Source organism: Pseudomonas phoenicis, from assembly GCF_047302395.1.
Taxonomy (GTDB): Bacteria; Pseudomonadota; Gammaproteobacteria; order Pseudomonadales; family Pseudomonadaceae; genus Aquipseudomonas.
In genome coordinates this window covers 4,778,736-4,801,443 of record NZ_CP154852.1, presented here as the reverse complement: position 1 = coordinate 4,801,443, position 22,708 = coordinate 4,778,736, and the positions used below count along the sequence as shown (strand labels likewise).

Here is a 22,708-nt window from a genome sequence, read left to right as displayed (position 1 = left end):
TGAAAAAGACACACCGGCCTTGGGGTCAAGGTCGGTCTGTTGGATGAAATAGTGCTATTGGGGCCGCTTCGCGCCCCATCGCGGCTGAAGCCGCTCCTACAGGACCATGTTTGAACCTGTAGGAGTGGCTTCAGCCGCGATGGGGCGCGAAGCGGCCCCGACTGCTGACTAACCGATATCGAGCCGTGAAGCTGGGGGCACTGGAAAAGATATGACCCCACCGCAGGCGTCTCAAATCGCCAGATCGAAGTGCTGCGTACGCTCCAAGTCCGTCGCAACATAACCGGCATCGATCCGGGAAATGTGGTCGATGGCCTCCACTGCCTGCGCCGACAAGCGTCTATCCACCCGGTACACCACCCCAAAGCACGTCCCACCGATCAACAACCCTTGCGGCGCGTCAGCGAAACGCAAGCGCTCGACCAACCCCTGCGCCACCAGGTGCGCCACCACATCCTCCGCCGCAATCCCCACCAGGTCCGAGCCGGTCACCATCTGCACCAGTACGTCGGTGTGCTTGCACTGCAGGTTGATCGGCAGTGCGCTACGACCGGCATGTTCGCGCAGCAACGCCTTGAGTTCGGTAGGCAATGACGAGCAGGCCAGCGGGTAGTCGGCAAGAGCGCTGAACGAGCGGTCCAACGCGGTGTGCAAAGGGTGTTGCGGGCGGCAGAACAGTTCGAAGCGTCTCGGGCGCAGGGCCTGGGTGACGTAGCCTTGGTCGGCCTGGATGTGGCGCAGGTCGGCGATCAGGAATTCGATCTCGCCGCTGTCCAGCAAACCTTTGAGCACATCAGGCGCATCCACCCGCAAGTCGATGCAGGTGTCGCTGTGGCGGTCGATGAATTCGGCCAGCGCAGCCGGCACCAGGCGGGCGGCCGGGGCCGGGCCGCAGCCCAGGCTGAGCACCGGCGCGGGCGGCTGTTCGGCGCCAAGGATCTCGTTGCGCAAATGCTTGACCCCATCGAGCAGGTCGCGGGCGCGGGCGCGCAATACCAACCCTTTGGCGGTCAGCGATACGCCACGACCGCCCCCGCCGCGCTCGACCAACTGACAGCCCAGGTTGTGCTCCAGGCCCTGGATGCTACGGCTGAAGGCCGACTGGGTGATGAAGCTCGCCTGCGCGGCACGGGTGAAATTGCCGTGGTCGGCAAGGGCCAGAAAATGGCGTAGCTGGTGAAGGTCCATGGCCAGTCTCGAAAAGAATGAAGGTGATGCACCGAATGCGTTTCACAAGGCGGATTTAAGCCGCTATACCCGCGGGCGAAAGGTCGATGAACGGTACATCGATAACTTTTCGATTTTAAATATCGATTTTTTATAACCATATCTCGATCGTTCGAATCGGCGTCACCCGTTCTCCATCGTCTTCGGTCGCGAGTCGCCAGCAACGCTGCGCCGCAGAGCCGCTGCGCCGTCCAAGCGGGTTTGGCAAAACCCATGGTCTTTACGGCGCAACGCGTCCAGACGCCGCATGCATGGAGGGCATGCGCTTTTCGCCTTGTACACCTCGCTGACCCGGCTGCTAAAACTGCGCCCCACCACCACACCTAGCGCGCCACTCACCACCCGCCCGTTGAAGACCTGACCCAACCCTGGGAAGCCCCATCACCGACCGAACGCCTCGAACGCTCGGCGAGTGCTTCAGCGGCAGCCATTAGCCAGAACCAGGGGATCAGAACCATGAAGCCAATCACCCGCACGCTCCCTCGGGGCGCGTTGCTCGGGCTGCTGTGCCTGCCGAGCGCCTATGCCCAGAGCGCCGAGCCGCCCGCCGAGGCCGCTGTGCAGGCGGCGCCTACGCTCAAGTCCGTGACCGTCACCGCCACCCGCCGCGAAGCGTCGCTGCAGCAGGTGCCGGTTGCGGTGACGGTGGTCGATGGCGAGCAGCTCGAGCGCGAGAACCGCAACAGCGTCGCCACCATCGTCCAGCAAGTGCCGACGCTCAACTACCGCGGCAGCGCCTCGAACAAGGACAGCTCGCTGTTCGTGCGCGGCATCGGCACCATTTCCACCTCGCCGGGCGTGGAGCCCAGCGTGGCCACGGTGATCGACGGTGTGGTGTATGCCCGCCCAGGCCAGTCGACCCTGGACCTGCTCGACGTGGACCGCATCGAAGTGTTGCGCGGCCCCCAAGGCACGCTGTTTGGCAAGAACGCGTCGGCCGGCGTGCTCAACGTCGTTACCCGCGACCCGGAAGAGGCGACCCACGGTTTCGTCGACTATTCGCATTTCGGCGGCGGCAACGAGAACCGCGTGCGCTTCGGCCTGGGCGGACGCCTGAGCGACACCCTCAAGGGCTCGCTGACCACCTCGTTCGGCGACTACGACGGCAATGTCGAGAACCTGGTCAACGGCCACGACACCAACGGCTACGAACGCAAGGGCGTACGCGGCAAGCTGCAGTTTCAGCCCCAGGACGATCTCAAGCTGACCCTGATCGGCGACTACAGCGATGGCGAGAACGACACGCCTTCGGTGCTGGTGCGGCCCAGTGCCGCCGTCGCCGCGACCATCGCGCCGCTGGTGGCAGGCAGCGGCAACCGCAAGATCAGCAGCGACTACCGCACCTACGTCGAAGACACCAATCGTGGCCTGTCGCTGCAGGCCGACTGGACCCTGGCCGACTTCACCCTGACCTCGGTCAGCGCCTGGCGCGGCTGGGACAACACGCAATACCAGGACAACGACTTCACCGCAGCCCTGCCGCGTACCGCCGTGCATGACGAGGGCGATGTCGATTACGACCAGTTCAGCCAGGAGTTTCGCCTGACTTCGCCCAAAGGCCAGTTCGCCGAATACGTGCTCGGCACCTACCTGTTCCATGGTAAATCCGAAGAAACCTACCGACGCCTGTCGGTCAACGCCGCAGTGCCCAACACCGGCCGCGCCGAGTACAGCGCCAGCAACGACAGCTACGCGCTGTTCGGCGAGACGACATTGAACTTCCGGGACGATCTGCGCGCGATCTTCGGCTTGCGCTGGACCCTGGACGAAATCGAATACGACCACCGCCGCGTGTCCTCATCGCCCGTGGAGGTCAATTCCATTCGACCCTCGTTCGGCAGCAGCGGGTCGCACCGCGACAACGGCGGGTCGGGCCGGGTGGGTCTGCAATACGACATCAACGACCAGCTCACCACCTATGCGACCTACTCGCGCGGCTATAAAGGGCCGGCCTACAACGTCTACTTCAACATGCAGGCGCTGGACCTGGAGCCGCTCGACCCGGAAACCTCCGACACCTACGAAATCGGCCTGAAAAGCAGCGCCTGGAACAACCGCCTGACCGCCAACCTTGCGCTGTTCCATTCCACCTACGACAACTATCAGGCCAACTTCTACGACGTAGTCGGCACCTCGGTGGTGACACGCCTGATCAATGCCGGCTCGGTGACCAGCGAAGGGGTGGAACTGGACTACGCGCTGCAAGCCACCCAGCAGCTGAAGATCTCCGGTGCGCTGGCCTACACCCACGCGCGCATCGATGACTTCGGCTGCCCGGCCGGCGCCGCCGCCAGTTGCAACATCAACGGCCAGCCATTGCCCTTCACTCCGGACTGGAAAAGCTACCTGCGCGCCGACTACACCATCCCGCTCGACAACGGCTGGGACTTGGAGCTGGGCGCCGACTACAGCTGGCAGAGCGAGGTGCAGTACAGCCTCGACCAGAACCCCAACACCGTGCAGGGCGCCTTCGGCCTGTGGGGCGCCAGCGTGGCGCTGGCCGACTACGACGCCGGCTGGCGCGTGGCGTTCATCGGCAAGAACCTGGCCGACAAATCCTACTCTACGGTGCTGACCTCGGGCGCCAGCAGCACCCGCGTGGTGCCCCGCGACGACGAGCGCTATTTCGGCGTGCAACTGCGCAAAGATTTCTGACCCTTTCAGGAGCGAGACCATGAGCTTGAACGTACAACGCGTGAACCCGCTGCTCGGCGCCCGCGTCAGCGGCATCGATCTGCGCGAGGTGGACGACGCCACCCTGGCCCAGATCGAAGCGGCCCTGGTGGCGCACAAGGTGCTGTTCTTCGAAGACCAGCATTGGAGCGCCGAACAACAGAAAGCCTTCGCCGAGCGCTTCGGCGAGCTGCACGTGCACCCGGTGTACGAGGCCGACCCGTCGGTGCGTGAGTTGGTGGTGTTCGCCTACGGCGAGAACAAGCGCGGTGCCAACGACACCTGGCATGCCGATGTCACGTTCGCCGAGCGTCCGTCGAAACTCGGCATTCTTTATGCCGAGGAAATTCCCAAGGTGGGCGGCGACACCCTGTGGGTCGACACCGAGGCCGCCTACCGTGCGCTGGCAGAACCTGTGAAGGCGCTGTTCGACGGGCTGAACGCCGTGCACGACATCCGCCACGCACGCAGCCCCACCGCACAGCCGCAGGTCGATGCGCAAGCCCAGCTCGATCGCGTGCTGCCACCGCCCGTCCTGCACCCGGTGATCCGTACCCATCCGGTGTCGGGGAACAAGTCGATCTACGTCAACCGCGCGTTCACCTCGCACATCGCCGAGCTGTCGTGGGTGGAGTCCGAGCATCTGCTGGCCTTGCTGCTGCAGCACCTGCAGGTGCCGGAGTTCCAGATGCGCTGGGCCTGGAAGCCGCACACCGTGGCGATCTGGGACAACCGCAGCACCCAGCACCTGGCCGTGGCCGACTACTTCCCGGCCCGCCGTCGCGTGCGCCGTGCCGCCGTGCTGGAAGAGGTCAGACCGGTATGAAGCGGTTCGGCGCGAAATACTGGCTGGCCCTGCCGCTGGCTGCCCTGATGGCGCTGGCCCACGCCCAGGACCAAAACCTGACGATCCGCATCGCCGCCCCCGACCTCAGCGCCGGGGACAAGGTCAGCGGCGGGCCGCTGGCCGATGTGCTGCACACCCGGCACCTGCTCGAAGACGCCTTCGCCGCCGACGACATTGAGGTGCAATGGCATTTCTTCAAAGGTGCCGGGCCGCTGATCAATGAGGCGATGTCCAACGACCAGCTGGACGTGGCCTTTCTCGGCGATCTGGCCTCGATCATCGGCCGCGCCAGCGGCCTGAACACTCGTCTGCTCATGGCCACCGGCCGTGCCAGCAATGGCTACCTGGGCGTGGTCCCGGGGTCGGGCATCGCCCGTATCGAAGACCTCAAGGGCAAGCGCGTGGGCATTCTGCGCGGCACTGCCGACCACTTGGCGCTGATCGATGTGCTGAGCAGCGCAGGGCTGGCCGAGCGCGACGTCAAGGTCATCAACCTCGACTTCAATGCCGTCAACAGCGCCCTGGCGGCGCGGCAGATCGACGCCAGTTGGGCGCCGGCGCGGTTGTTCGCGCTCAAGAACAAAGGCCTGATCGAGATTCCGCTGGGCAGCCAGCAGCTCGACGGGCGCGGGGCGGGGCAGGGTGGGCTGATCGTCACCCAAGCCTTCCTCGACGCCCATCCGCAGGCCGCGCAGCGCCTGGTCGAAGTGGTGCTGCAGGCGCAGCATTGGTTGTCCCAGGAAGCCAACCGCCAGGCGCAGATCGATCTGAGCGCCGCGCAGTCCAGCTATCCACCTGCCGTACTCAGCCAGGCCCTGCAAGGCGGCGACCTGAGCTTCGTCTATTCGCCGTTGCTCGACTCCTATTACCTGGGCGTGTTGCGCAAAGACGTGAAGCTGGCGGCCGCTACCCGTTTGATCCGCAAACCCTTCGATGTCGACCAGTGGGTCGAGCCCGCCCTGTTGCAGCGCGCCTTGCAACGGACCCAACTGAGCGACGCCTGGAAACCGGCCAACGGTTACCGCTGGGCCAGCACCGAGGAGACTGCGCAATGAGCCAACCCTTGACGCCCTACACTGCCAACCCGCAACGCTACGAGGGCCGCCACTACCGCCGTGCAGGGCGCAGCGGGCTGCTGCTGCCGCCGCTTTCCCTGGGTCTGTGGCACAACTTCGGCGACGACACGCCGCTGGCGCGGCAGCGCGCCATCCTGCGCACGGCGTTTGACCACGGCGTGACCCACTTCGACCTGGCCAACAACTACGGCGTGCCCTACGGCAGTGCCGAGCGCAACCTGGGGCAACTGCTGCGCCAGGATTTCGCGGCCCATCGCGACGAACTGATCCTGTCCACCAAGGCCGGCTGGGACATGTGGCCCGGCCCTTATGGACAAGGCGGCAGTTCGCGCAAATACCTGCTGGCCAGCCTCGACCAGAGCTTGGCGCGTTTGGGCCTGGATCATGTGGACGTGTTCTATTCCCACCGTTACGACCCGGACACGCCGCTGGAAGAAACCGCGGACGCGCTGGCCAGCACCGTGCGCCAGGGCAAGGCACTGTACGTGGGCATTTCGGGCTATTCGGCGCAGCACGCCGACCAGATCGCGACGCTGCTCGACGCACGCCAGGTGCCGCTGGTGTTGCAGCAGCCGCTGTACAACCTGCTGGACCGCAGTATCGAAAGCAACGGCGTGATGCAAGGGGCGCATGCACGCGGCAGTGGCGTGGTCGGCTTCTCACCGCTGGCGCAAGGACTGCTTTCGGGCAAGTACGAACAGGCCATCCCCGAAGATTCGCGCATCGGCAAGGGCAGCCGCTACCTGCCCGAACACGCCTTGAACGAACGCCTTCACGAGCGCATCCGCGCTTTCCGCCGCGTGGCCGCGCAACGCGGCCAGACCCTCTCGCAACTGGCGCTGGCCTGGACGCTGCGCAATCCGCACGTGACGTCGGTGCTGGTGGGGGTGAGCCGATCCGAACAACTGATCGAGAACCTCGGGGCGCTCGATGGATTGGCGTTTACTCAGGAGGAGCTGGATTTGTTGGCTGAGTCCCCGGGAGTGCAGGGGGGAGATAGACTGCCTGAGTAGTAGGCTGTCCTTTTCGTGTGTATCATACACACGAAAAGCCTGTGGGGCTCCAATGCGAAGTAGACGTCATATCACTGTTAATCGAGGACGGGTGGGTCGAAACAGGCGTACGGGGTAGTCACCACTATTTCAAGCACCCTACAAAACCAGGGAAGGTCGTCGTGCCGCATCCAAAAGTGCAACTGCCCAGGGGTACACTCAATAACATTCTTAAAACGGCCGGCCTCCGATGAGTCCGATCACATGCGTCATGGGGTTGGTTGGCCTTTGCATCCCCAGTGCTCTCTCTACCAGGAGAAATCCATGAAATTCCCTGTCGTCATCCACAAGGATCCAGACTCCGATTACGGCGTGATCGTGCCAGATGCTCCTGGCTGTTCCAGTGGCGGGGAAACGGTCGAGCAAGCTTTGGACAATGTGCTCGAAGCCCTCGCCCTATATTGCGAAGCGTCGATGGCCGATGGCGATCCATTGCCACAGGGTCAGCCAATCGACAACTACCTGAGCGACCCGGACTATCAAGGCGGTGTGTGGGCGGTGGTGGATTTCGATGTCACCCCTTATTTAGGTAAATCGGTCCGCTTCAATGCGACGCTACCTGAGCATTTGCTACAGCGAATCGATGCTTACGTCGCCAATCATCCAGAACAGAAAAGCCGATCTGGTTTTCTGGCATCGGCCGCGCTTCGTGTGCTCGCAGGCGCTTGAGACATCTGCAATAAAGTCGGGGATTTGCGCAACATCAGCGAGTGAAGGGAAGGTAAAAACGCTCGGATTCAACACCGAGCGTTTCCAAGAGTCGAAGCGTGTAGAACAGCGCCCTCGACCATGCCTTCACAATCGACTTTACGAAGCGATCAACTGCCGCAGCACGTAGTGCAGAATCCCCCCAGCCTTGAAGTACTCCACTTCATTGAGCGTATCGATCCGGCATAGCACCTCCAACTCCTGCGTCTGCCCGTCTTCGCGGGTGATGCGCAGCGTCAGCGGCATCGCCGGGCGGATCTTCGCGTCGGTCAAGCCGACCACATCGATACGCTCGCGCCCGGTCAGGCCCAGGCTCTTGCGGTCGTCGCCGTCCTTGAACTGCAATGGCAACACGCCCATGCCCACCAGGTTGGAACGGTGGATGCGCTCGAAGCTCTGCGCCAGCACGGCTTTCACACCCAGCAGGTTGGTGCCCTTGGCCGCCCAGTCGCGGCTGGAGCCGGTGCCGTATTCCTTGCCGGCGATCACCACCAGCGGCGTGCCTGCCTGTTGGTAGCGCATGGCCGCGTCGTAGATCGACAACTTTTCACCGCTCGGCACGTGCACGGTGTTGCCCCCTTCCTCGCCACCGAGCATCTCGTTGCGGATGCGGATGTTGGCGAAGGTGCCGCGCATCATCACTTCGTGGTTGCCGCGGCGCGAGCCGTAGGAGTTGAAGTCGCGTGGCTCCACGCCTTTATCGCGCAGGTAGCGCCCGGCCGGGCTGTCGGCCTTGATGTTGCCGGCCGGGGAGATGTGGTCGGTGGTCACCGAATCGCCCAGCAGCGCAAGGATGTTGGCGCCGTGGATGTCCTCGATCTTCGGCAGCGGGCCGTCGATGCCTTCGAAGAAAGGCGGGTGCTGGATGTAGGTCGAGGCATCATCCCAGACGTAGGTCGCGGCCTTGGGCACTTCGATGGCCTGCCACTGCGCGTCGCCCTTGAACACGTCGGCATATTCCTTGTGGAACATCTCGGTGCTGACCTTGGCCACCGCGTCGGCGATTTCCTGCTGGCTGGGCCAGATGTCCTTGAGGTACACGGGCTTGCCGTCCTTGCCGGTGCCCAGCGCATCGCGCGACAGGTCCACGCGCACGCTGCCGGCCAGGGCATAGGCCACCACCAAGGGCGGGGAGGCCAGCCAGTTGGTCTTCACCAAGGGGTGAACGCGGCCTTCGAAGTTGCGGTTGCCCGACAGCACCGAGGCGACGGTGAGGTCGTTGTCGCTGATGGCGGTTTCGATGTCTTCGTTGAGCGGGCCGGAGTTGCCGATGCAGGTGGTGCAACCGTAGCCGACCAGGTCGAAGCCCAGTTCGTCCAAGTAGGGCGTGAGGCCCGCCGCCTGGAAGTACTCGGTGACCACTTTCGAACCTGGCGCCAGCGAACTCTTGACCCAAGGCTTGCGCGTCAGGCCGTGTTCGACGGCTTTTTTCGCCACCAGGCCGGCGGCCATCATCACGCTGGGGTTGGAGGTGTTGGTGCAGGAAGTGATGGCGGCGATCACCACGGCGCCGTCGCGCAGGGGGCGTGGGGCGTTCGTGCCGTCGTCGTAAGTGCCCGCCTGGTCGGCGTTGCCGACCGCCACGCCGCCGCCACCTTCGCTTTCCAGGCGGCCGACTTCCTTGCTTGGCGTCTTGGGTTGCAGGTCGAGGAAGCCGTCGAAGGTCTTGCTCACCTCTTCCAGCGGCACACGGTCTTGCGGGCGCTTGGGGCCGGCGAGGCTGGCACCGACATCGTGCATGTCCAGCGCCAGGCTGTCGGTGAACACCGGTTCCTGACCCGGTTCGCGCCACAGGCCTTGCGCTTTGCAGTAGTGCTCCACCAGCGCCACGGTATCGCTGGGGCGGCCGGACAGGCGCAGGTAGTCGAGGGTGACATCGTCGACCGGGAAGAAGCCGCAGGTGGCGCCGTATTCGGGGGCCATGTTGGCCAGGGTGGCGCGGTCGGCCAAAGGCAGTTGCGCCAGGCCGTCGCCGTAGAATTCGACGAACTTGCCCACCACACCGTGCTTGCGCAGCATCTGCGTCACGGTCAGCACCAGGTCGGTGGCGGTGATGCCCTCGCGCAGTTTGCCGGTCAGCTTGAAGCCGACCACCTCGGGAATCAGCATCGACACCGGCTGGCCGAGCATGGCCGCCTCGGCTTCGATGCCGCCCACGCCCCAGCCCAGTACGCCCAGGCCGTTGATCATGGTGGTGTGCGAGTCGGTGCCCACCAAAGTGTCGGGGAAGGCATAGGTGCGCCCGTCTTCTTCGCGGGTCCAGACGGTGCGACCGAGGTATTCCAGGTTGACCTGGTGGCAGATGCCGGTGCCCGGCGGCACCACACTGAAATTGGCGAAGGCGTCCTGGCCCCAGCGCAGGAAGGCATAGCGCTCGCCGTTGCGTTCCATCTCGATGTCGACGTTTTCTTTGAAGGCCTCGTCCGTAGCGTAGTGGTCGACCATCACCGAGTGGTCGATGACCAGGTCCACCGGCGACAGTGGATTGATCCGCTGCGGATCGCCCCCGGCCTTGGCCACGGCGGCGCGCATGGCGGCCAGGTCGACCACGGCGGGTACGCCGGTGAAGTCCTGCATCAGCACGCGGGCGGGGCGGTATTGGATCTCGCGGTCGGAGTGGCGCGCTTCGAGCCACTGCGCCAGGGCGCCGAGGTCGTCGCGGGTGACGGTCTCGCCATCTTCCCAGCGCAGCAGGTTTTCCAGCAGCACTTTCAGCGACATGGGCAGCGTCTGCAGGTCGCCCAGGGTTTTGGCCGCTTCGGGCAGACTGTGGTAGTGATAGACCCTGCCTGCGATGTCGAGGGTCTTGAGGGTGTTCAGGCTATCAAGCGAGGGCATTGCCAACTCCTTCTGCGCCGGTGCCCGGCAATCGCGAAGGTTGCCGATGTCACCTCGATATGACGGCCCGCACGGCACGGGCCTGGCTCGAATGTATGGCCGGTGATCGCCGGCCTGACCTTCTTCTGGACCGGCGAGGCGTGTCGCTGGTTCGATCTTCCTTTATCATTCGCCGCCTTGCCGCCGCCCGCCTGGCGCCGGATCAAGGCTGGCGCGTCGCGCGCCACCGTCGTGGAGTGAGAGATGAGTACCCTGTTCATGCATTGTCGGCCCGGCTTCGAGGGCGAGGTCTGCGCCGAAATCAGCGAGCACGCTGCGCGCCTGGGCGTCCCCGGTTACGCCAAGGCCAAGCCGCAGAGCGCCTGCGCGGAATTCGTCTGCACCGAGGAGGGCGGCAGCGAACGGCTGATGCACGGCCTGCGCTTCGATCAGCTGATCTTCCCGCGCCAATGGGCGCGCGGTCAGTTCCTCGACCTGCCGGAAACCGACCGCATCAGTGTGCTGCTCGAGCACCTGCGCGCGCTGCCGGTGTTCGGCAGCCTGTGGCTGGAAGTGCTCGACAGCAACGACGGCAAGGAACTGTCGACCTTCTGCAAGCGCTTCGAAGGCCCGCTGCGCAAGGCGCTGGAAAAGGCTGGACGCTTGGTCGAAGACCGCAGCCGCCCACGTCTGCTGCTGACCTTCATCAGTGGCCGTCAGGTGTTCGTCGGCAGCGCTGCCCAGGACGATTCGGCGCTGTGGCCGATGGGCATTCCCCGTCTGAAATTCCCCCGCGAGGCGCCGAGCCGCTCGACGCTCAAGCTCGAAGAGGCCTGGCACCAGTTCATCCCCCGCGAGCAGTGGGCGGCACGCCTGGGTGACGACATGACCGGCGTCGACCTGGGCGCCTCGCCGGGTGGTTGGACCTATCAGCTGGTCAAGCGCGGCATGCTGGTCACCGCCATCGACAACGGCCCCATGGCCGAAAGCCTGATGGACACCGGCCTGGTCCAGCACCTGATGGCCGACGGCTTCACCTGGAAGCCCAAGCAGCGGGTCGACTGGATGGTCTGCGACATCGTCGAGAAACCGGCGCGCAGTACGGCACTGATCGAAACCTGGCTGGGCGAGGGGCTGTGCCGGGAAGCGGTGGTCAACCTCAAGTTGCCGATGAAGCAACGCTACCCCGAAGTGCGCCGCCTGCTCGATCGCATGGAGGCGACCTTCAAGGCGCGCAAGGTGCGCGTGTCGATCGCCTGCAAGCAGCTCTACCACGACCGCGAAGAAGTCACCTGCCATCTGCGCCGGCTGGACCTTGCGCCGCGTTGAGCGGTCGAACCGATTCATTCTTCTGGAGCCTGACATGACCGATTTCACCCCCGACGCGGTGCTCGACGCCACCGGCCTGAACTGCCCGGAACCGGTGATGATGCTGCACCAGCACGTGCGCGACCTGGCCGCCGGCGGCCTGCTCAAAGTCATCGCCACCGACCCCTCGACGCGCCGTGACATCCCCAAGTTCTGCGTATTCCTCGGCCACGAACTGGTCGAGCAGCAGGAACAGGCCGGCACCTACCTGTACTGGATTCGCAAGAAGGTCGACTGAGCCGCGCTGGAAGCGCCTCCCCGGAGCGCCTACACTGCGCTCCCCGATAAGGAGCGCACCATGCTGATAGTCGCTGACGAAAACATTCCCTTGCTCGATGCGTTTTTCGCCGGGTTCGGCGAGATCCGCCGTTACCCCGGCCGGGCCATCGACGCGGCCTGCGTCAAGGACGCCGACGTGCTGCTGGTGCGCTCGGTGACCCGGGTCGACCGGCAACTGCTCGAAGGCAGCCGAGTGCGCTTCGTCGGCACCTGCACCATCGGCACCGACCATTTGCAACTCGACTACCTGGACCAGGCCGGCATCCATTGGCGCAGCGCACCGGGCTGTAATGCCCGCGGTGTGGTCGACTATGTGTTGGGCAGCCTGCTGACCCTGGCCGAGCTCGATGGCGTGCAGCTGTCCGAGCGGGTGTATGGCGTGGTCGGCGCCGGCGAGGTGGGCGGGCGCCTGGTGCGCATGCTGCGCGGCCTGGGCTGGCAGGTGCTGGTGTGCGACCCGCCGCGCCAAGCTGCGGAGGGAGGCGACTTCGTCGGCCTCGATACGCTGCTCGAACGGTGCGATGTGATCAGCGTGCACACGCCGCTGCAGCGTGACGGCGAGCAGCCGACCTGGCACCTGTTCGACGCCGAGCGGCTGGCGCGGCTGCGTCCGGGCGCCTGGCTGATCAATGCCAGCCGTGGCGCTGTGGTGGACAACCAGGCCTTGCGCGAATGCCTGCTGGCACGCGACGACTTGCACGCGGTGCTCGACGTCTGGGAAGGCGAGCCGCAGGTGGATGTCGACCTGGCCGACGTCTGCACCCTGGCCACGCCGCACATCGCCGGCTACAGCCTCGACGGCCGCCAGCGCGGCACCGCGCAGATCCATCAGGCGCTCTGCGAATGGCAAGGCTCGGCACCGCAGGTACGGTTGGCCGACCTGTTGCCGCCGGCGCCGCTGGCACAGATCGAGCTCGACGCCAGCTGCGAGCCGGCCTGGGCCCTGGCCACGCTGTGCCGCGCCGTGTACGACCCACGCCGTGACGACGCCGATTTGCGCCGCAGCCTGAGCGACGATCCGCAGCAGCAGGGGGCAGCCTTCGATGCGTTGCGCAAGCAATACCCGGCGCGGCGCGAGATCGAAGGCTTGCAGGTGAAGATCCGCGGAGAAGCGCCGCAGTTGGCGCAGGTGGTGAGTGCGTTGGGGGCCGTGTTGATTTGAGAGGAATTTGCGGGTGGCCGGTGTTCCGGCGCACCCGCGATGGGCCGTGTCAACGGCCCTGCAGGCTAGCCTCGATCCCGATAGGATCGGTCGGCGCGGCTTTCTTCGAGGCGCTGGCAGGCCTGCTGGATCATGTCTTCGGTGATCGGGACTTCGCGCCCTTCGGCGTCGAGGATCGAGCCGCAAGGCTGCTGGAGACCCTGGGTATGGGTTTTTGGCGAATGCTGAGTGTGCTGCAAGCTCATGTCCTGTCTCCTGTTCGAAAAATGCTCATTCAAGGTCGAGGGGCGAGCGTTGGCCGGCTGTGCATGGCGCTGACGTCGCAAGGGCACCAGTCCACCAGAAAATCGCATTCGATGCCAGTGCCCCTTTATATCGAATGGGTATACCTCCAGGTCTGCGTTGCCGGGCAGGGTGCTTAGGGTTGGGCCCGTGAAACCTGCGCAAACAGCCCACGCAAGGCGGGCGTGAGTGATAGGCTGAGACGTTTTCCCGCCCACCGGATCCTTCAATGTTCAAGCCCGCTTCCACGCCCCACCGCCATGCTTTGAGCCTGGCTTGGCACTTTCTGCGCCCCTATCGCAAGCGTGGGCTGCTCGCCTTGCTGGCGCTGGTGGTCACGGCCTTGGTGACGTTGTCGATGGGCCAGGGCATTCGCCTGCTGGTCGACCGCGGCTTCATGACGGGCTCGACCCATCAGCTCAACCAGACCTTGGCTCTGTTCCTGCTGCTGGTACTGGCCCTGGCGGCGGGTACGTTCAGCCGCTTCTACCTGGTGTCCTGGATCGGCGAGCGCTGCGTGGCCGACCTGCGCCGCGCGGTGTTCGACCATCTGCTGACCCTGCATCCCGGTTTTTTCGAAGACAACCGCAGCTCGGAAATCCAGTCGCGCCTGACTGCCGACACCACCTTGCTGCAAGCGGTGATCGGATCGTCCCTGTCGATGTTCCTGCGCAACGTGCTGATGGTGGTGGGCGGTGTGGTGCTGCTGTTCGTCACCAACGCCAAGCTCACCAGCATCGTGGTGATCGCGTTGCCCATCGTGCTGGCGCCGATCCTGTTGCTGGGCCGACGGGCGCGCAGCCTGTCGCGGCAGAGCCAGGACCGTATCGCCGATGTCGGCAGCTACGTGGCCGAGACCTTGGGCCAGATCAAGACTGTGCAGGCCTACAACCACCAGCGCCATGACCGCGACGCCTTCGCCGATACCGTGGAGGCGGCGTTCGATGTCGCGCGCCGGCGTATCGCCCAGCGTGCCTGGCTGATCACCCTGGTGATCGTGTTGGTGCTCGGCGCAGTGGGGGTCATGCTCTGGGTAGGCGGCATGGATGTGATCGCCGGGCGCATCTCGGCCGGTGAACTGGCGGCGTTCGTGTTCTACAGCCTGATCGTCGGCGGGGCGCTGGGCACCATCAGCGAAGTGCTGGGTGAGTTGCAGCGCGCGGCCGGGGCCGCGCAGCGGATCGCCGAGCTGTTGGCGGCGCGCCCGGCCATCGTGGCGCCGAGCGCGCCTGCCCAACTTGGCAAAAGCGCTGGGCTGATCGAGCTGCAAGGGCTGCGTTTCGCCTATCCCAGCCGCCCCGAGCACCCGGCGATCGAGCAGCTCGATCTGCGTGTCGAACCAGGCCAGACTCTGGCCCTGGTCGGGCCTTCGGGCGCTGGCAAGTCGACCCTGTTCGACCTTCTGCTGCGCTTCTACGACCCGCAACAGGGGCGCATCCTCATCGATGGCCAGGCCATCGACCGTCTCGATCCCGACGTATTGCGCGCTCAGTTCGCCTTGGTGGCGCAGCACCCGGCGCTGTTTCGCGGCAGTGTCGAAGCCAACCTGCGCTACGGCCGACCTGGGGCCAGTTTCGCCGAAGTCGAACGTGCTGCGCGTAGCGCCCATGCCCACGATTTCATCGAGCAGTTGCCGCAGGGTTACCAGACGCTGCTGGGCGAAGGTGGCGTCGGCCTGTCGGGCGGTCAGCGGCAACGTTTGGCGATCGCCCGCGCGTTGCTGGTGGATGCGCCGATCCTGCTGCTCGACGAAGCTACCAGCGCACTGGATGCGCAGAGCGAGCATCTGATCCAGCAAGCATTGCCGCAATTGATGACCGGGCGCACGACACTGGTGATCGCCCACCGCTTGGCGACGGTGCAGCATGCCGATCGCATCGTGGTGATGGAGCAGGGGAGGGTGGTGGCTGTCGGCACTCACCGGCAACTGCTCGATAGCAGCGCGCTGTATGCTCGTTTGGCCGAGTTGCAGTTCAACTTGCGCAGCGAGTGACAGGCGAGGAACCCCCCGCGCGAGGCGTAATGCTGTTCGTGTGAGCGACTAGGGCCGCTTTGCGGCCCATCGCGGCTGAAGCCGCTCCTACAGAATATGCTTGTTCCTGTAGGAGCGGCTTCAGCCGCGATGGGCTGCAAAGCAGCCCTAGTCATGCCAACCCAACTCAACGGCACTGCACGCGAAGCGGGTTTTTTTGGAAGCTGGTCGGAGAGACAGGATTCGAACCTGCGGCCTTCTCGTCCCGAACGAGACGCGCTACCTGGCTGCGCTACACTCCGATGGGCAAAATGCTACTGCATCGCCTTTTTGCCTGCAAGCCCTTGCTGTGCAACGAATGTCATGCAAAGGCCGTTGGGCAAAAGGCGACTCGATCACAGCTCTTTGACGGTGCGGACCTGGTCTTTGTTCAGGCGGGTGCGCTTGCCGTCGAGCTGCTCGAATTCGTAGAAGCCGGAATCTTCGTCGTACGACGGGGTGTCGACCGACTGGATTTCACGACCGTCATTGAGGGTAATCACGCTGGGCGACGCGCAGCCGGCCAGTGCGCCCATGCCCAGGGCCAGCAAAAAGGCAGGAAGGGTCCGCTTGATCATCTTGTTTCTCCAGTATGGGGGTGCTTGATGTGCGTCAGACGCACGAGGTCTGCGCAAGTTCCTCGACAGTCGAGCACAGCTGGCGCAACACCGCCAGTGTCGCTGTTCGCGCATGGCCTGTCGCCGACGCTGTGATATAACGGCCGGCAACGTTTCCCCTGTGATGGATTCCCATGAAAGCCAAGGCAGATACCCCGTTCGTGCCGCTGAACATCGCTGTGCTGACGGTCAGCGACACCCGTACGCTCGATACCGATACCTCTGGCCAGACGTTCGTCGATCGCCTCGCCGCCGCCGGGCATCGCCTCGCCGCCCGCGTGCTGCTCAAGGACGATCTGTACAAGATACGCGCCCAGGTCGCGACCTGGATCGCCGACGACACCGTGCAAGTGGTGCTGATCACCGGCGGCACCGGTTTCACCGGTCGCGACAGCACGCCCGAAGCGGTCGCCTGCCTGCTGGACAAGCAGGTCGATGGCTTCGGCGAGCTGTTCCGACAGATCTCGGTGCCCGACATCGGCACCTCCACCGTGCAGTCGCGCGCCCTGGCAGGGCTCGCCAACGGCACCCTGGTGTGCTGTCTGCCGGGTTCGACCAATGCGGTGCGCACCGGCTGGGACGGCATCCTCGCCGAGCAGCTCGACGCGCGTCATCGCCCTTGCAACTTCGTCACCCACCTGAAACAGGCCGCGCCCTGTGAAAGCCGTGGCTGAGGCCGTAGCGCCCCGGCCGCTGATGCCGGTGGAAGAGGCCCTGGCGCAACTGCTGGCGCTGGCCGACAGTGCGCCGATCCCGGACCGCGAACAGGTGCGGCTGGCCGAGGCCGAGGGCCGCGTGCTGGCCGAGGACCTGATCGCCGGCCTCGACCTGCCGCCCTGGCCCAACAGCGCCATGGACGGCTATGCCTTATGCCTGGCCGACTGGCAAGGCGAACCGCTGAGCGTGAGCCAGCGGATCTTTGCCGGCCACGCGCCCGAGGCTTTGGCGCCCGGTACCTGCGCCCGGATCTTCACCGGTGCGCCGTTGCCGGCCGGGGCCGATTGTGTGGAAATGCAGGAGAACGTCGACGTCCTGGCCGATGGCAGAGTGCGCTTTCTGCACCCCCTGCGCAGTGAGCAGAACGTGCGGCCGCAAGGCCAGGAGACCCGCGTCGGCGAGCAGGTGCTGGCGGCCGGCACACGGCTGGGACCAATCGAACTCGGGCTGGCCGCGACCCTCGGGCATGGCCGTTTGCCGGTGGTGCGGCGGGCACGGGTGGCGGTGCTGTCGACCGGCGACGAGTTGGTCGAGCCGGGGCAGCCGCTCGGTCCCGGGCAGATCTACAACAGCAACCGGCGTCTGCTGGTGAGCTGGCTGCAACGCATGGGCTGCGAGGTGGTCGATGCCGGCATCCTCGCCGACGACCTCGAGCTGACCCGGCAGTGCCTGGCAGGGTTGGGCGATGTGGACCTGATCCTGTCCACTGGCGGGGTTTCGGTGGGCGAAGCCGACTACCTGGGCATGGCGCTGCGTGAGGCCGGGCAGCTGGCCTTGTGGAAGCTGGCGATCAAGCCGGGAAAACCGCTGACCTTCGGCCATTTCCGCGGCGTGCCGGTGATCGGTCTGCCGGGCAATCCGGCTTCGACCCTGGTCACCTTCGGCCTCCTGGCACGGCCCTATCTGCTACGTCGATTGGGGGTGCGCAAGGTCGCGCCGCTACGCTTCGAGGTGCCGGCAGGCTTCGACTGGCCCAAGGCCGGCAGCCGCCGCGAGTACCTGCGCGCGCGCATCCAGGACGGTGCGGTGCACATCTACAAGAACCAGAGCTCGGGCGTGTTGCGCAGTGCCGCCTGGGCCGACGGTGTGGTCGAGGTGCGCGAAGGCACTACGCCGAAGGTCGGCGACCGCGTGCCGTTCATCCCCTTCAGCGAGCTGCTGGACTGACCTGAGTGGCGGGCCATCCGGCGCCTGTAGCGTGCCGGATGGCCGGCCGCTCCACCCTCGGTCCGTTTTTTCGTGTTTGCTGCACCCCGTTTGCAGCATTCGGACCTTCCCCAGTGTCGAGATTGCCAAGCACTTATCCGTCGGAGAATCGCAATGCAGCAGCGCAAGGCAATGCTGGTTTTGCATGGCAAGCAAGCCATGAACGAAGACGTGCGCACGGCCGTGGGCCAGTGCCGCGAGCGCGGCTGGACGCTGGACGTGCGCCTGACCTGGGAAGGCGGCGACGCAGCGCGATTGGTCGATGAAGCGTTGCAGGCCGGCTACGGCACGGTGATCGCCGGAGGTGGCGACGGTACGCTGCGCGACATCGCCGAGGCCATGGGCCGGGCCGGCACCCAGGCCAGCCTCGTGCTGTTGCCCTTGGGCACGGCCAACGACTTCGCCAAGGCCGCCGGGATTCCGCTGGAGCCGCAGCAGGCGCTGGCACTGCTGGAGCAACCGGCGCAGCCGATCGACCTGGGCAAGGTCGGTGATCAGTGGTTTCTGAACATGGCGACCGGCGGGTTCGGCAGCCAAGTGACGGCCAACACGTCCGAAGACCTGAAGAAAGTCCTGGGCGGTGCGGCCTATCTGTTCACCGGCCTGACCCGCTTCAGCGAACTGCAAGCCGCCTCGGTGGAGCTGATAGGCCCGGATTTCCATTGGCAGGGCGATCTCTTGGCGCTGGGCATCGGCAACGGCCGGCAAGCCGGCGGCGGCCACGAGCTGTGCCCCGAAGCCCTGGTCGACGATGGGCTGCTCGATGTCGGTGTGCTCCCCGCGCCACAGGATGTGGTCGGCGCGCTGCGCGACCTGTGGGGTGGCGATGGTTTGTTCGTACGTACCCGGCTGCCATGGGTCGAGATCAAGAGCGCCAAGGGCTTGAACATCAACCTCGACGGCGAGCCGATGCAAGGCGAGAGCCTGCGTTTCGAAGCGCGCCCCGCCGCGCTGAGCGTGCATTTGCCGGCCGACTCGCCCTTGCTCAATCATCGAGGGTGATGATCTTCTCGCGCACGGCATACAGCACCAGCCCTGCCACATCGTAGATCTGCAGGCGTTTCATGATCTGCGAGCGGTGGGTCTCCACCGTCTTGATCGACAGGCCCAGACCATTGGCGATTTCCCGAGTGGACTTGCCGCGCACGATCAGACGCAGGATCTCCAACTGCCGCGCGGTGAGGTTGTGCCGCTCGCAGGTGGCCTGGCCACGCTGCAACGCCTGGTCGATCACGGCATGGGCGATGGCCGGGCTGAGGTAACGCTCGCCATTGCGCAGGGCGCCCAGCGCTTGTTCCAGTTCGGTGGCGGTGGTGTCCTTGAGCAGGTAGCCGTGGGCGCCGGTTTCCAGGGCGCGCATGATGGTTTCCGGGTCGGTGTGCATGGACAGGACCAACACCCGGCAACATGCGCCTGCCTCGCGCAACTGGGCCAGCGCATCCAGCCCGCTGGTCGAGCGCAACGACAGGTCGAGCAAGACGATGTCAGGCGCCAAGCGTGCCACCAATTCGGGCAAGCGATCGCCGTCTTCGGCTTCCCCCACCACCTGATAGCCTGGCGCATCGGCGATCAGCGCACGCACGCCGGCGCGGATCAGCGAGTGGTCGTCCACCAGCAGCAATCTACAGGTCATGGGCGGCCGGGCTCCTGGCACGTGGGTGGGTGCGCGTGGGCCAGGGCAGGCTGGCCTCGATGCGCGTGCCGCGGCCCGGCGCGCTGTGCAGCGCCAGGCTGCCCTGCAAGGCCAGAGCGCGTTCGTGCATGCCGGCCAAGCCGCGTTGGCCGGCATGCACCGGGTCGGGCGCTGGAATGAACCCGGCGCCGTCGTCCTCGATGCGTAACAGCAGGCCGATTTCATTGCGCCGCACCTCGATGTGCAGGTTCTCGGCCTGGGCATGGCGCAGCAGGTTGGTCACGGCTTCCTGGGTGATCCGAAACGCCGCCATGCTCAAGGGTGTCGGTACGCCGTCCAGGCGTTGTGGGCAGTGCAGGGTCCAGCGCACCGGACTGTGCTGCAGGGCACGCACCAGGTGCGCACGCAGGCTCGCCTCCAGACCCAGGCTGGAGAGCTGACGGGGATTGAGCAGGGTGCTGAGGTCGCGCACGTTGGTCAGGGTCTGCTCCAGGGTGCTGCGTACGGTGTGGCAATGCGGGGCGAGATCGCCGGACACCCGCCGTTGCAACCACTCGACCTGTAGCTTGGCGGCAGTCAGCAGTTGGCCGATGTCATCGTGCAGTTCCCGGCTCAAATGCTGGCGTTCGCTTTCCTGCACCTTGAGCATGCGTTGCGCCAGCTCCTGGGGTTGCAGGTTGATCGATCTGGCGTACTGACGCAGCTGCCAGAGCAGCGTCAGCAAGCCCAGCAGGTGCAACGCCAGCCATCCGCCTGGCGTCGGCAGGGCCTGTTGCCAATACCATAGCTGCGCGACCAGCGGGACGCTGCACGACAGGCCGGACGACCAGCGTAACAATGTTGCGCGCATAGGGAGACATCGACGGAGCTTCACGCATGAAGGCATGGTCAGAGGGATCACTGAATCGTTGCTGAAAGAATCGAAAACCAATGGCTCGCGCGCACCACGACCGTCTCGCGATACGTCTTTGCACAATTAAGGGTCGTTGAGTGCGCGCATGTTAACACTTTGGATAGGCCAGGGCGGCGATGCCCTGACCGGCGTCCGCCTCAATGTTTTCAAGGGCCTGGGTCGAACCGGCTTAGGCAAAGTGCCATTATCGAAGCCGGGGCCAGAACACTTTTTGGCAACTAGCGATTTATCTGCGTTCACGGTTGGACAACTTCTGAAGTTGTGAGGGTTGAGTCGCTCTTGAAGGCCTCGGTGCAACTTATTGGGCGCTCACCGCCCCTGCCGCGCCGACCTGTATCAGGAAATCGGGGCCGTCTCACTTTCCATCGAACACTGTGGGCGAGCCGAGTGCTCGAGGCGCAGAGTGGGCCGCCAGGTCTGTGGCCTGCAGGGCTTTGGCCAGGTCGTCGAGCAAACCGTGCTGTTCTTGCTCGTCCAGGTCGACGCGCCGGGTGATCGGATCGAGCAGTTCCAGCTGCCAGGCCAGCAACGTCAGGCAGGCCTGGGCGCAGCGCACCACTGGCGCGGCCAGCCGGCGTTGGCGGCAGGCAGCCGACAGCAGATGGCCCACCCGCGCGGCGTAGGCGCTGATCTCTTCGACGCCGGTCACGGCTGCGCGTTTGACCAGTGTGTCCAGGGCATGGAGCAGGCAGCGGCAGGCGTCGGCGTCGTTGGCTATCAGCCGCAGGTGCGCCAGGCAGTCGTCGGCCATGGCCAGCAGTTGCTCGGCGTCGTGCACGAAGAGCTGCAGGCTGTGGGCAGTCGCGCTGCCGGTGTCCGTGGTCAAACGCTGTGGCCTACTGCTGACGCAGCCGGCCTCCTTGTTACTATCGGCGACAAAGGCCTGACTCCTTCCATGCAGTGCGGAGGGCGTCACATTAATGGCTGGGCGATAGCACGAATATCAGGTTTGGCCTGAGGAGAACTAGGGGTTTCCCTGATGCGAAACGCTGCAACGGGCGTGGGCTTTGGGCTGGAGAAGGGTGGTGGCAGTGAATCATGGTGTTAAAGTGATATCAATTATCTAAGGCGTAGGCCATTCCTTATCAAGTTGTATCAATTCGGGCCGATACAGAGCCGATGACACTTTTCACCTCAGGGGCAGTTCAATGGCTGGCATTCTCGACACGGTAGATCAACGAACGCAGCTGGTCGGTGAGAACCGTCTGGAAATTCTCATGTTCCGCCTGGTCGGGCGGCAGTTGTTCGCGATCAACGTGTTCAAGGTCCAGGAAGTGCTGCAACTGCCCAAACTGACCTTGATGCCGCAGCGCCATGCGTTCGTCTGCGGCGTGGTCAACCTGCGCGGCCAGACCCTGCCGGTGATCGACCTGTCCCAGGCGATCGGCATGCGCCCCCTGCAACCCGGGCCGGACAGCACCATCATCGTCACCGAGTACAACCGTTCGGTGCAGGCGTTTCTGGTGGGTGGGGTCGAGCGCATCGTCAACATGACCTGGGAATCGATCCTGCCACCGCCGACCAGCGCCGGTCGCCAGCATTACCTGACGGCGATCACCAAGGTCGACGAACAATTGGTGGAGATCATCGACGTGGAGAAGGTGTTGGCCGAGATCGTGCCGTACAACGCCAAGGTCTCGCGCGACAAGCTCGAAGACCCGTTGCTGGCCGCCGCCCGTGGCCGCGAAATTCTTCTGGTGGACGACTCCAGCGTGGCCCTGGCGCAACTGCGCGATACCCTCTCGCAACTGGGCGCCAAGCTGCACGTGGCCAGCGATGGCCTGAAAGCGCTGCGCATGCTCAAGGCCTGGGCCGACGCCGGGGAAAACGTCTGCGAGAAGCTGCTGATGGTCTTCACCGATGCCGAGATGCCGGAGATGGACGGCTACCGCCTGACCACCGAGATCCGCAACGATCCGCGCTTGCGCAGCCTGTACGTGGTGCTGCACACATCGTTGTCGGGCAGCTTCAACGAGTCGATGGTGAAGAAGGTCGGCTGCGACAATTTCCTCTCCAAGTTCCAGCCCGATCGCCTGGTCGAAGTGGTACGCCAGCGCCTGGCGCTGGACACGACCGGCGCCTGAGGGCTGCGCGGCACGCGGCCTGGGTATACCCTGGCG

The 22,708-nt window shown here is 65.0% G+C and carries 23 protein-coding genes and 1 tRNA gene; 16 read left to right on the top strand and 8 right to left on the bottom strand.

Translation table 11 applies throughout. The features are described 5' to 3' along the window. Positions 1-231: 231 nt before the first annotated feature. On the bottom strand, positions 232-1,188 hold the full coding sequence (locus AA0Z93_RS21735; RefSeq protein WP_413046947.1) for a LysR family transcriptional regulator: 957 nt from the start codon (positions 1,186-1,188) through the stop codon (positions 232-234). Here AA0Z93_RS21735 and AA0Z93_RS21730 point away from each other — a divergent pair. The 7 genes from AA0Z93_RS21730 to AA0Z93_RS21700 all read left to right on the top strand — a co-directional run bounded on the left by AA0Z93_RS21730 (position 1,187) and on the right by AA0Z93_RS21700 (position 7,544). Continuing rightward, complete coding sequence (locus AA0Z93_RS21730; protein ID WP_413046948.1) at positions 1,187-1,324, top strand: hypothetical protein; 138 nt, start codon at positions 1,187-1,189, stop codon at positions 1,322-1,324. The genes AA0Z93_RS21735 and AA0Z93_RS21730 overlap by 2 nt on opposite strands. Before the next feature lie 359 nt (positions 1,325-1,683). Continuing rightward, entirely contained in the window at positions 1,684-3,882 is a 2,199-nt protein-coding gene (locus tag AA0Z93_RS21725; protein ID WP_413046949.1) for a TonB-dependent receptor, read from the top strand. 19 nt (positions 3,883-3,901) lie between these two features. Continuing rightward, on the top strand, positions 3,902-4,726 hold the full coding sequence (locus AA0Z93_RS21720; protein ID WP_413046950.1) for a TauD/TfdA family dioxygenase: 825 nt from the start codon (positions 3,902-3,904) through the stop codon (positions 4,724-4,726). Next, complete coding sequence (locus tag AA0Z93_RS21715) at positions 4,723-5,802, top strand: ABC transporter substrate-binding protein (RefSeq protein ID WP_413046951.1); 1,080 nt, start codon at positions 4,723-4,725, stop codon at positions 5,800-5,802. Before AA0Z93_RS21720 ends, AA0Z93_RS21715 begins: the two co-directional genes overlap by 4 nt. Further along, positions 5,799-6,836: an aldo/keto reductase gene (locus tag AA0Z93_RS21710; RefSeq protein ID WP_413046952.1), complete on the top strand. Its 1,038-nt coding sequence runs from the start codon at positions 5,799-5,801 to the stop codon at positions 6,834-6,836. Before AA0Z93_RS21715 ends, AA0Z93_RS21710 begins: the two co-directional genes overlap by 4 nt. Before the next feature lie 17 nt (positions 6,837-6,853). Further along, on the top strand, positions 6,854-7,069 hold the full coding sequence (locus AA0Z93_RS21705; RefSeq protein WP_413398546.1) for a type II toxin-antitoxin system HicA family toxin: 216 nt from the start codon (positions 6,854-6,856) through the stop codon (positions 7,067-7,069). Between the two features lie 70 nt (positions 7,070-7,139). Then, positions 7,140-7,544, top strand: a complete 405-nt coding sequence (locus AA0Z93_RS21700; RefSeq protein WP_413046953.1) for a type II toxin-antitoxin system HicB family antitoxin — start codon at positions 7,140-7,142, stop codon at positions 7,542-7,544. A gap of 138 nt (positions 7,545-7,682) precedes the next feature. Here the strand turns inward: AA0Z93_RS21700 and acnA are convergent, their stop codons facing one another. Beyond that, complete coding sequence (acnA, locus tag AA0Z93_RS21695) at positions 7,683-10,421, bottom strand: aconitate hydratase AcnA (RefSeq protein ID WP_413046954.1); 2,739 nt, start codon at positions 10,419-10,421, stop codon at positions 7,683-7,685. Positions 10,422-10,523: 102 nt separating this feature from the next. Here acnA and AA0Z93_RS21690 point away from each other — a divergent pair, with 102 nt between their 5' ends. The 4 genes from AA0Z93_RS21690 to pdxB are packed head-to-tail and all read left to right on the top strand — an operon-like array spanning position 10,524 to position 13,209. Then, on the top strand, positions 10,524-10,661 hold the full coding sequence (locus AA0Z93_RS21690) for a hypothetical protein (RefSeq protein ID WP_413046955.1): 138 nt from the start codon (positions 10,524-10,526) through the stop codon (positions 10,659-10,661). A 3-nt stretch (positions 10,662-10,664) separates the two neighbouring features. Then, on the top strand, positions 10,665-11,729 hold the full coding sequence (gene rlmM, locus AA0Z93_RS21685; RefSeq protein ID WP_413046956.1) for a 23S rRNA (cytidine(2498)-2'-O)-methyltransferase RlmM: 1,065 nt from the start codon (positions 10,665-10,667) through the stop codon (positions 11,727-11,729). Between the two features lie 34 nt (positions 11,730-11,763). Then, positions 11,764-12,006, top strand: coding sequence for a sulfurtransferase TusA (gene tusA, locus AA0Z93_RS21680; protein WP_313740788.1), 243 nt, complete (start codon positions 11,764-11,766; stop codon positions 12,004-12,006). Positions 12,007-12,066: 60 nt separating this feature from the next. Then, on the top strand, positions 12,067-13,209 hold the full coding sequence (gene pdxB, locus AA0Z93_RS21675) for a 4-phosphoerythronate dehydrogenase PdxB (protein WP_413046957.1): 1,143 nt from the start codon (positions 12,067-12,069) through the stop codon (positions 13,207-13,209). A gap of 65 nt (positions 13,210-13,274) precedes the next feature. On the opposite strand, the gene AA0Z93_RS21670 is transcribed toward pdxB, so the two are convergent. Continuing rightward, the gene (locus tag AA0Z93_RS21670; RefSeq protein ID WP_413046958.1) at positions 13,275-13,454 is read right to left on the bottom strand and encodes a PA1571 family protein; all 180 of its coding nucleotides are present in this window, start codon (positions 13,452-13,454) and stop codon (positions 13,275-13,277) included. Positions 13,455-13,720: 266 nt separating this feature from the next. On the opposite strand from AA0Z93_RS21670, the gene AA0Z93_RS21665 reads away from it, so the two are divergent. Further along, positions 13,721-15,484: an ABC transporter transmembrane domain-containing protein gene (locus AA0Z93_RS21665; RefSeq protein ID WP_413046959.1), complete on the top strand. Its 1,764-nt coding sequence runs from the start codon at positions 13,721-13,723 to the stop codon at positions 15,482-15,484. A 204-nt stretch (positions 15,485-15,688) separates the two neighbouring features. On the opposite strand, the gene AA0Z93_RS21660 is transcribed toward AA0Z93_RS21665, so the two are convergent. Further along, positions 15,689-15,765 (bottom strand) — tRNA-Pro (locus AA0Z93_RS21660). Between the two features lie 93 nt (positions 15,766-15,858). Further along, positions 15,859-16,080, bottom strand: coding sequence for a YgdI/YgdR family lipoprotein (locus AA0Z93_RS21655; protein WP_296268677.1), 222 nt, complete (start codon positions 16,078-16,080; stop codon positions 15,859-15,861). A 173-nt stretch (positions 16,081-16,253) separates the two neighbouring features. On the opposite strand from AA0Z93_RS21655, the gene moaB reads away from it, so the two are divergent. The 3 genes from moaB (at position 16,254) to yegS (ending at position 19,044) form a co-directional block, all read left to right on the top strand. Beyond that, positions 16,254-16,793 (top strand): molybdenum cofactor biosynthesis protein B, encoded by a 540-nt coding sequence (gene moaB, locus AA0Z93_RS21650; protein WP_413046960.1) that lies wholly within the window; start codon positions 16,254-16,256, stop codon positions 16,791-16,793. Further along, positions 16,777-18,003 carry a gephyrin-like molybdotransferase Glp gene (gene glp / locus AA0Z93_RS21645; protein ID WP_413046961.1) on the top strand — a complete coding sequence of 409 codons (1,227 nt, stop codon included), beginning with the start codon at positions 16,777-16,779 and terminating at the stop codon, positions 18,001-18,003. Before moaB ends, glp begins: the two co-directional genes overlap by 17 nt. Before the next feature lie 153 nt (positions 18,004-18,156). After that, positions 18,157-19,044 (top strand): lipid kinase YegS, encoded by an 888-nt coding sequence (yegS, locus tag AA0Z93_RS21640; protein WP_413046962.1) that lies wholly within the window; start codon positions 18,157-18,159, stop codon positions 19,042-19,044. On the opposite strand, the gene AA0Z93_RS21635 is transcribed toward yegS, so the two are convergent. The 3 genes from AA0Z93_RS21635 to AA0Z93_RS21625 form a co-directional block, all read right to left on the bottom strand. Continuing rightward, entirely contained in the window at positions 19,028-19,675 is a 648-nt protein-coding gene (locus AA0Z93_RS21635) for a response regulator (protein ID WP_413046963.1), read from the bottom strand. The two genes, yegS and AA0Z93_RS21635, sit on opposite strands and share 17 nt — an antisense overlap. Continuing rightward, positions 19,665-20,525, bottom strand: coding sequence for a sensor histidine kinase (locus AA0Z93_RS21630; protein WP_413046964.1), 861 nt, complete (start codon positions 20,523-20,525; stop codon positions 19,665-19,667). Before AA0Z93_RS21630 ends, AA0Z93_RS21635 begins: the two co-directional genes overlap by 11 nt. Before the next feature lie 418 nt (positions 20,526-20,943). Continuing rightward, positions 20,944-21,414 carry a histidine kinase gene (locus AA0Z93_RS21625; protein ID WP_413046965.1) on the bottom strand — a complete coding sequence of 157 codons (471 nt, stop codon included), beginning with the start codon at positions 21,412-21,414 and terminating at the stop codon, positions 20,944-20,946. Positions 21,415-21,736: 322 nt separating this feature from the next. Between AA0Z93_RS21625 and AA0Z93_RS21620 the strand changes: the two genes are divergently transcribed. Then, positions 21,737-22,672, top strand: a complete 936-nt coding sequence (locus tag AA0Z93_RS21620) for a chemotaxis protein CheV (protein ID WP_413046966.1) — start codon at positions 21,737-21,739, stop codon at positions 22,670-22,672. Positions 22,673-22,708 lie beyond the last annotated feature (36 nt).

What these genes read in the sequence shown, in the direction of transcription:
- AA0Z93_RS21710 (WP_413046952.1), top strand. Translation starts at nt 5,799, where the DNA reads ATGAGCCAACCCTTGACGCCCTACACTGCCAACCCGCAACGCTACGAG.
- AA0Z93_RS21655 (WP_296268677.1), bottom strand. Translation starts at nt 16,080, where the DNA reads ATGATCAAGCGGACCCTTCCTGCCTTTTTGCTGGCCCTGGGCATGGGC.
- moaB (WP_413046960.1), top strand. Translation starts at nt 16,254, where the DNA reads ATGAAAGCCAAGGCAGATACCCCGTTCGTGCCGCTGAACATCGCTGTG.
- AA0Z93_RS21630 (WP_413046964.1), bottom strand. Translation starts at nt 20,525, where the DNA reads ATGCGCGCAACATTGTTACGCTGGTCGTCCGGCCTGTCGTGCAGCGTC.
- AA0Z93_RS21715 (WP_413046951.1), top strand. Translation starts at nt 4,723, where the DNA reads ATGAAGCGGTTCGGCGCGAAATACTGGCTGGCCCTGCCGCTGGCTGCC.
- AA0Z93_RS21735 (WP_413046947.1), bottom strand. Translation starts at nt 1,188, where the DNA reads ATGGACCTTCACCAGCTACGCCATTTTCTGGCCCTTGCCGACCACGGC.
- rlmM (WP_413046956.1), top strand. Translation starts at nt 10,665, where the DNA reads ATGAGTACCCTGTTCATGCATTGTCGGCCCGGCTTCGAGGGCGAGGTC.
- AA0Z93_RS21725 (WP_413046949.1), top strand. Translation starts at nt 1,684, where the DNA reads ATGAAGCCAATCACCCGCACGCTCCCTCGGGGCGCGTTGCTCGGGCTG.
- yegS (WP_413046962.1), top strand. Translation starts at nt 18,157, where the DNA reads ATGCAGCAGCGCAAGGCAATGCTGGTTTTGCATGGCAAGCAAGCCATG.
- AA0Z93_RS21720 (WP_413046950.1), top strand. Translation starts at nt 3,902, where the DNA reads ATGAGCTTGAACGTACAACGCGTGAACCCGCTGCTCGGCGCCCGCGTC.
- AA0Z93_RS21665 (WP_413046959.1), top strand. Translation starts at nt 13,721, where the DNA reads ATGTTCAAGCCCGCTTCCACGCCCCACCGCCATGCTTTGAGCCTGGCT.
- AA0Z93_RS21730 (WP_413046948.1), top strand. Translation starts at nt 1,187, where the DNA reads ATGGCCAGTCTCGAAAAGAATGAAGGTGATGCACCGAATGCGTTTCAC.
- AA0Z93_RS21670 (WP_413046958.1), bottom strand. Translation starts at nt 13,454, where the DNA reads ATGAGCTTGCAGCACACTCAGCATTCGCCAAAAACCCATACCCAGGGT.
- acnA (WP_413046954.1), bottom strand. Translation starts at nt 10,421, where the DNA reads ATGCCCTCGCTTGATAGCCTGAACACCCTCAAGACCCTCGACATCGCA.
- AA0Z93_RS21700 (WP_413046953.1), top strand. Translation starts at nt 7,140, where the DNA reads ATGAAATTCCCTGTCGTCATCCACAAGGATCCAGACTCCGATTACGGC.
- tusA (WP_313740788.1), top strand. Translation starts at nt 11,764, where the DNA reads ATGACCGATTTCACCCCCGACGCGGTGCTCGACGCCACCGGCCTGAAC.
- pdxB (WP_413046957.1), top strand. Translation starts at nt 12,067, where the DNA reads ATGCTGATAGTCGCTGACGAAAACATTCCCTTGCTCGATGCGTTTTTC.
- AA0Z93_RS21635 (WP_413046963.1), bottom strand. Translation starts at nt 19,675, where the DNA reads ATGACCTGTAGATTGCTGCTGGTGGACGACCACTCGCTGATCCGCGCC.
- AA0Z93_RS21620 (WP_413046966.1), top strand. Translation starts at nt 21,737, where the DNA reads ATGGCTGGCATTCTCGACACGGTAGATCAACGAACGCAGCTGGTCGGT.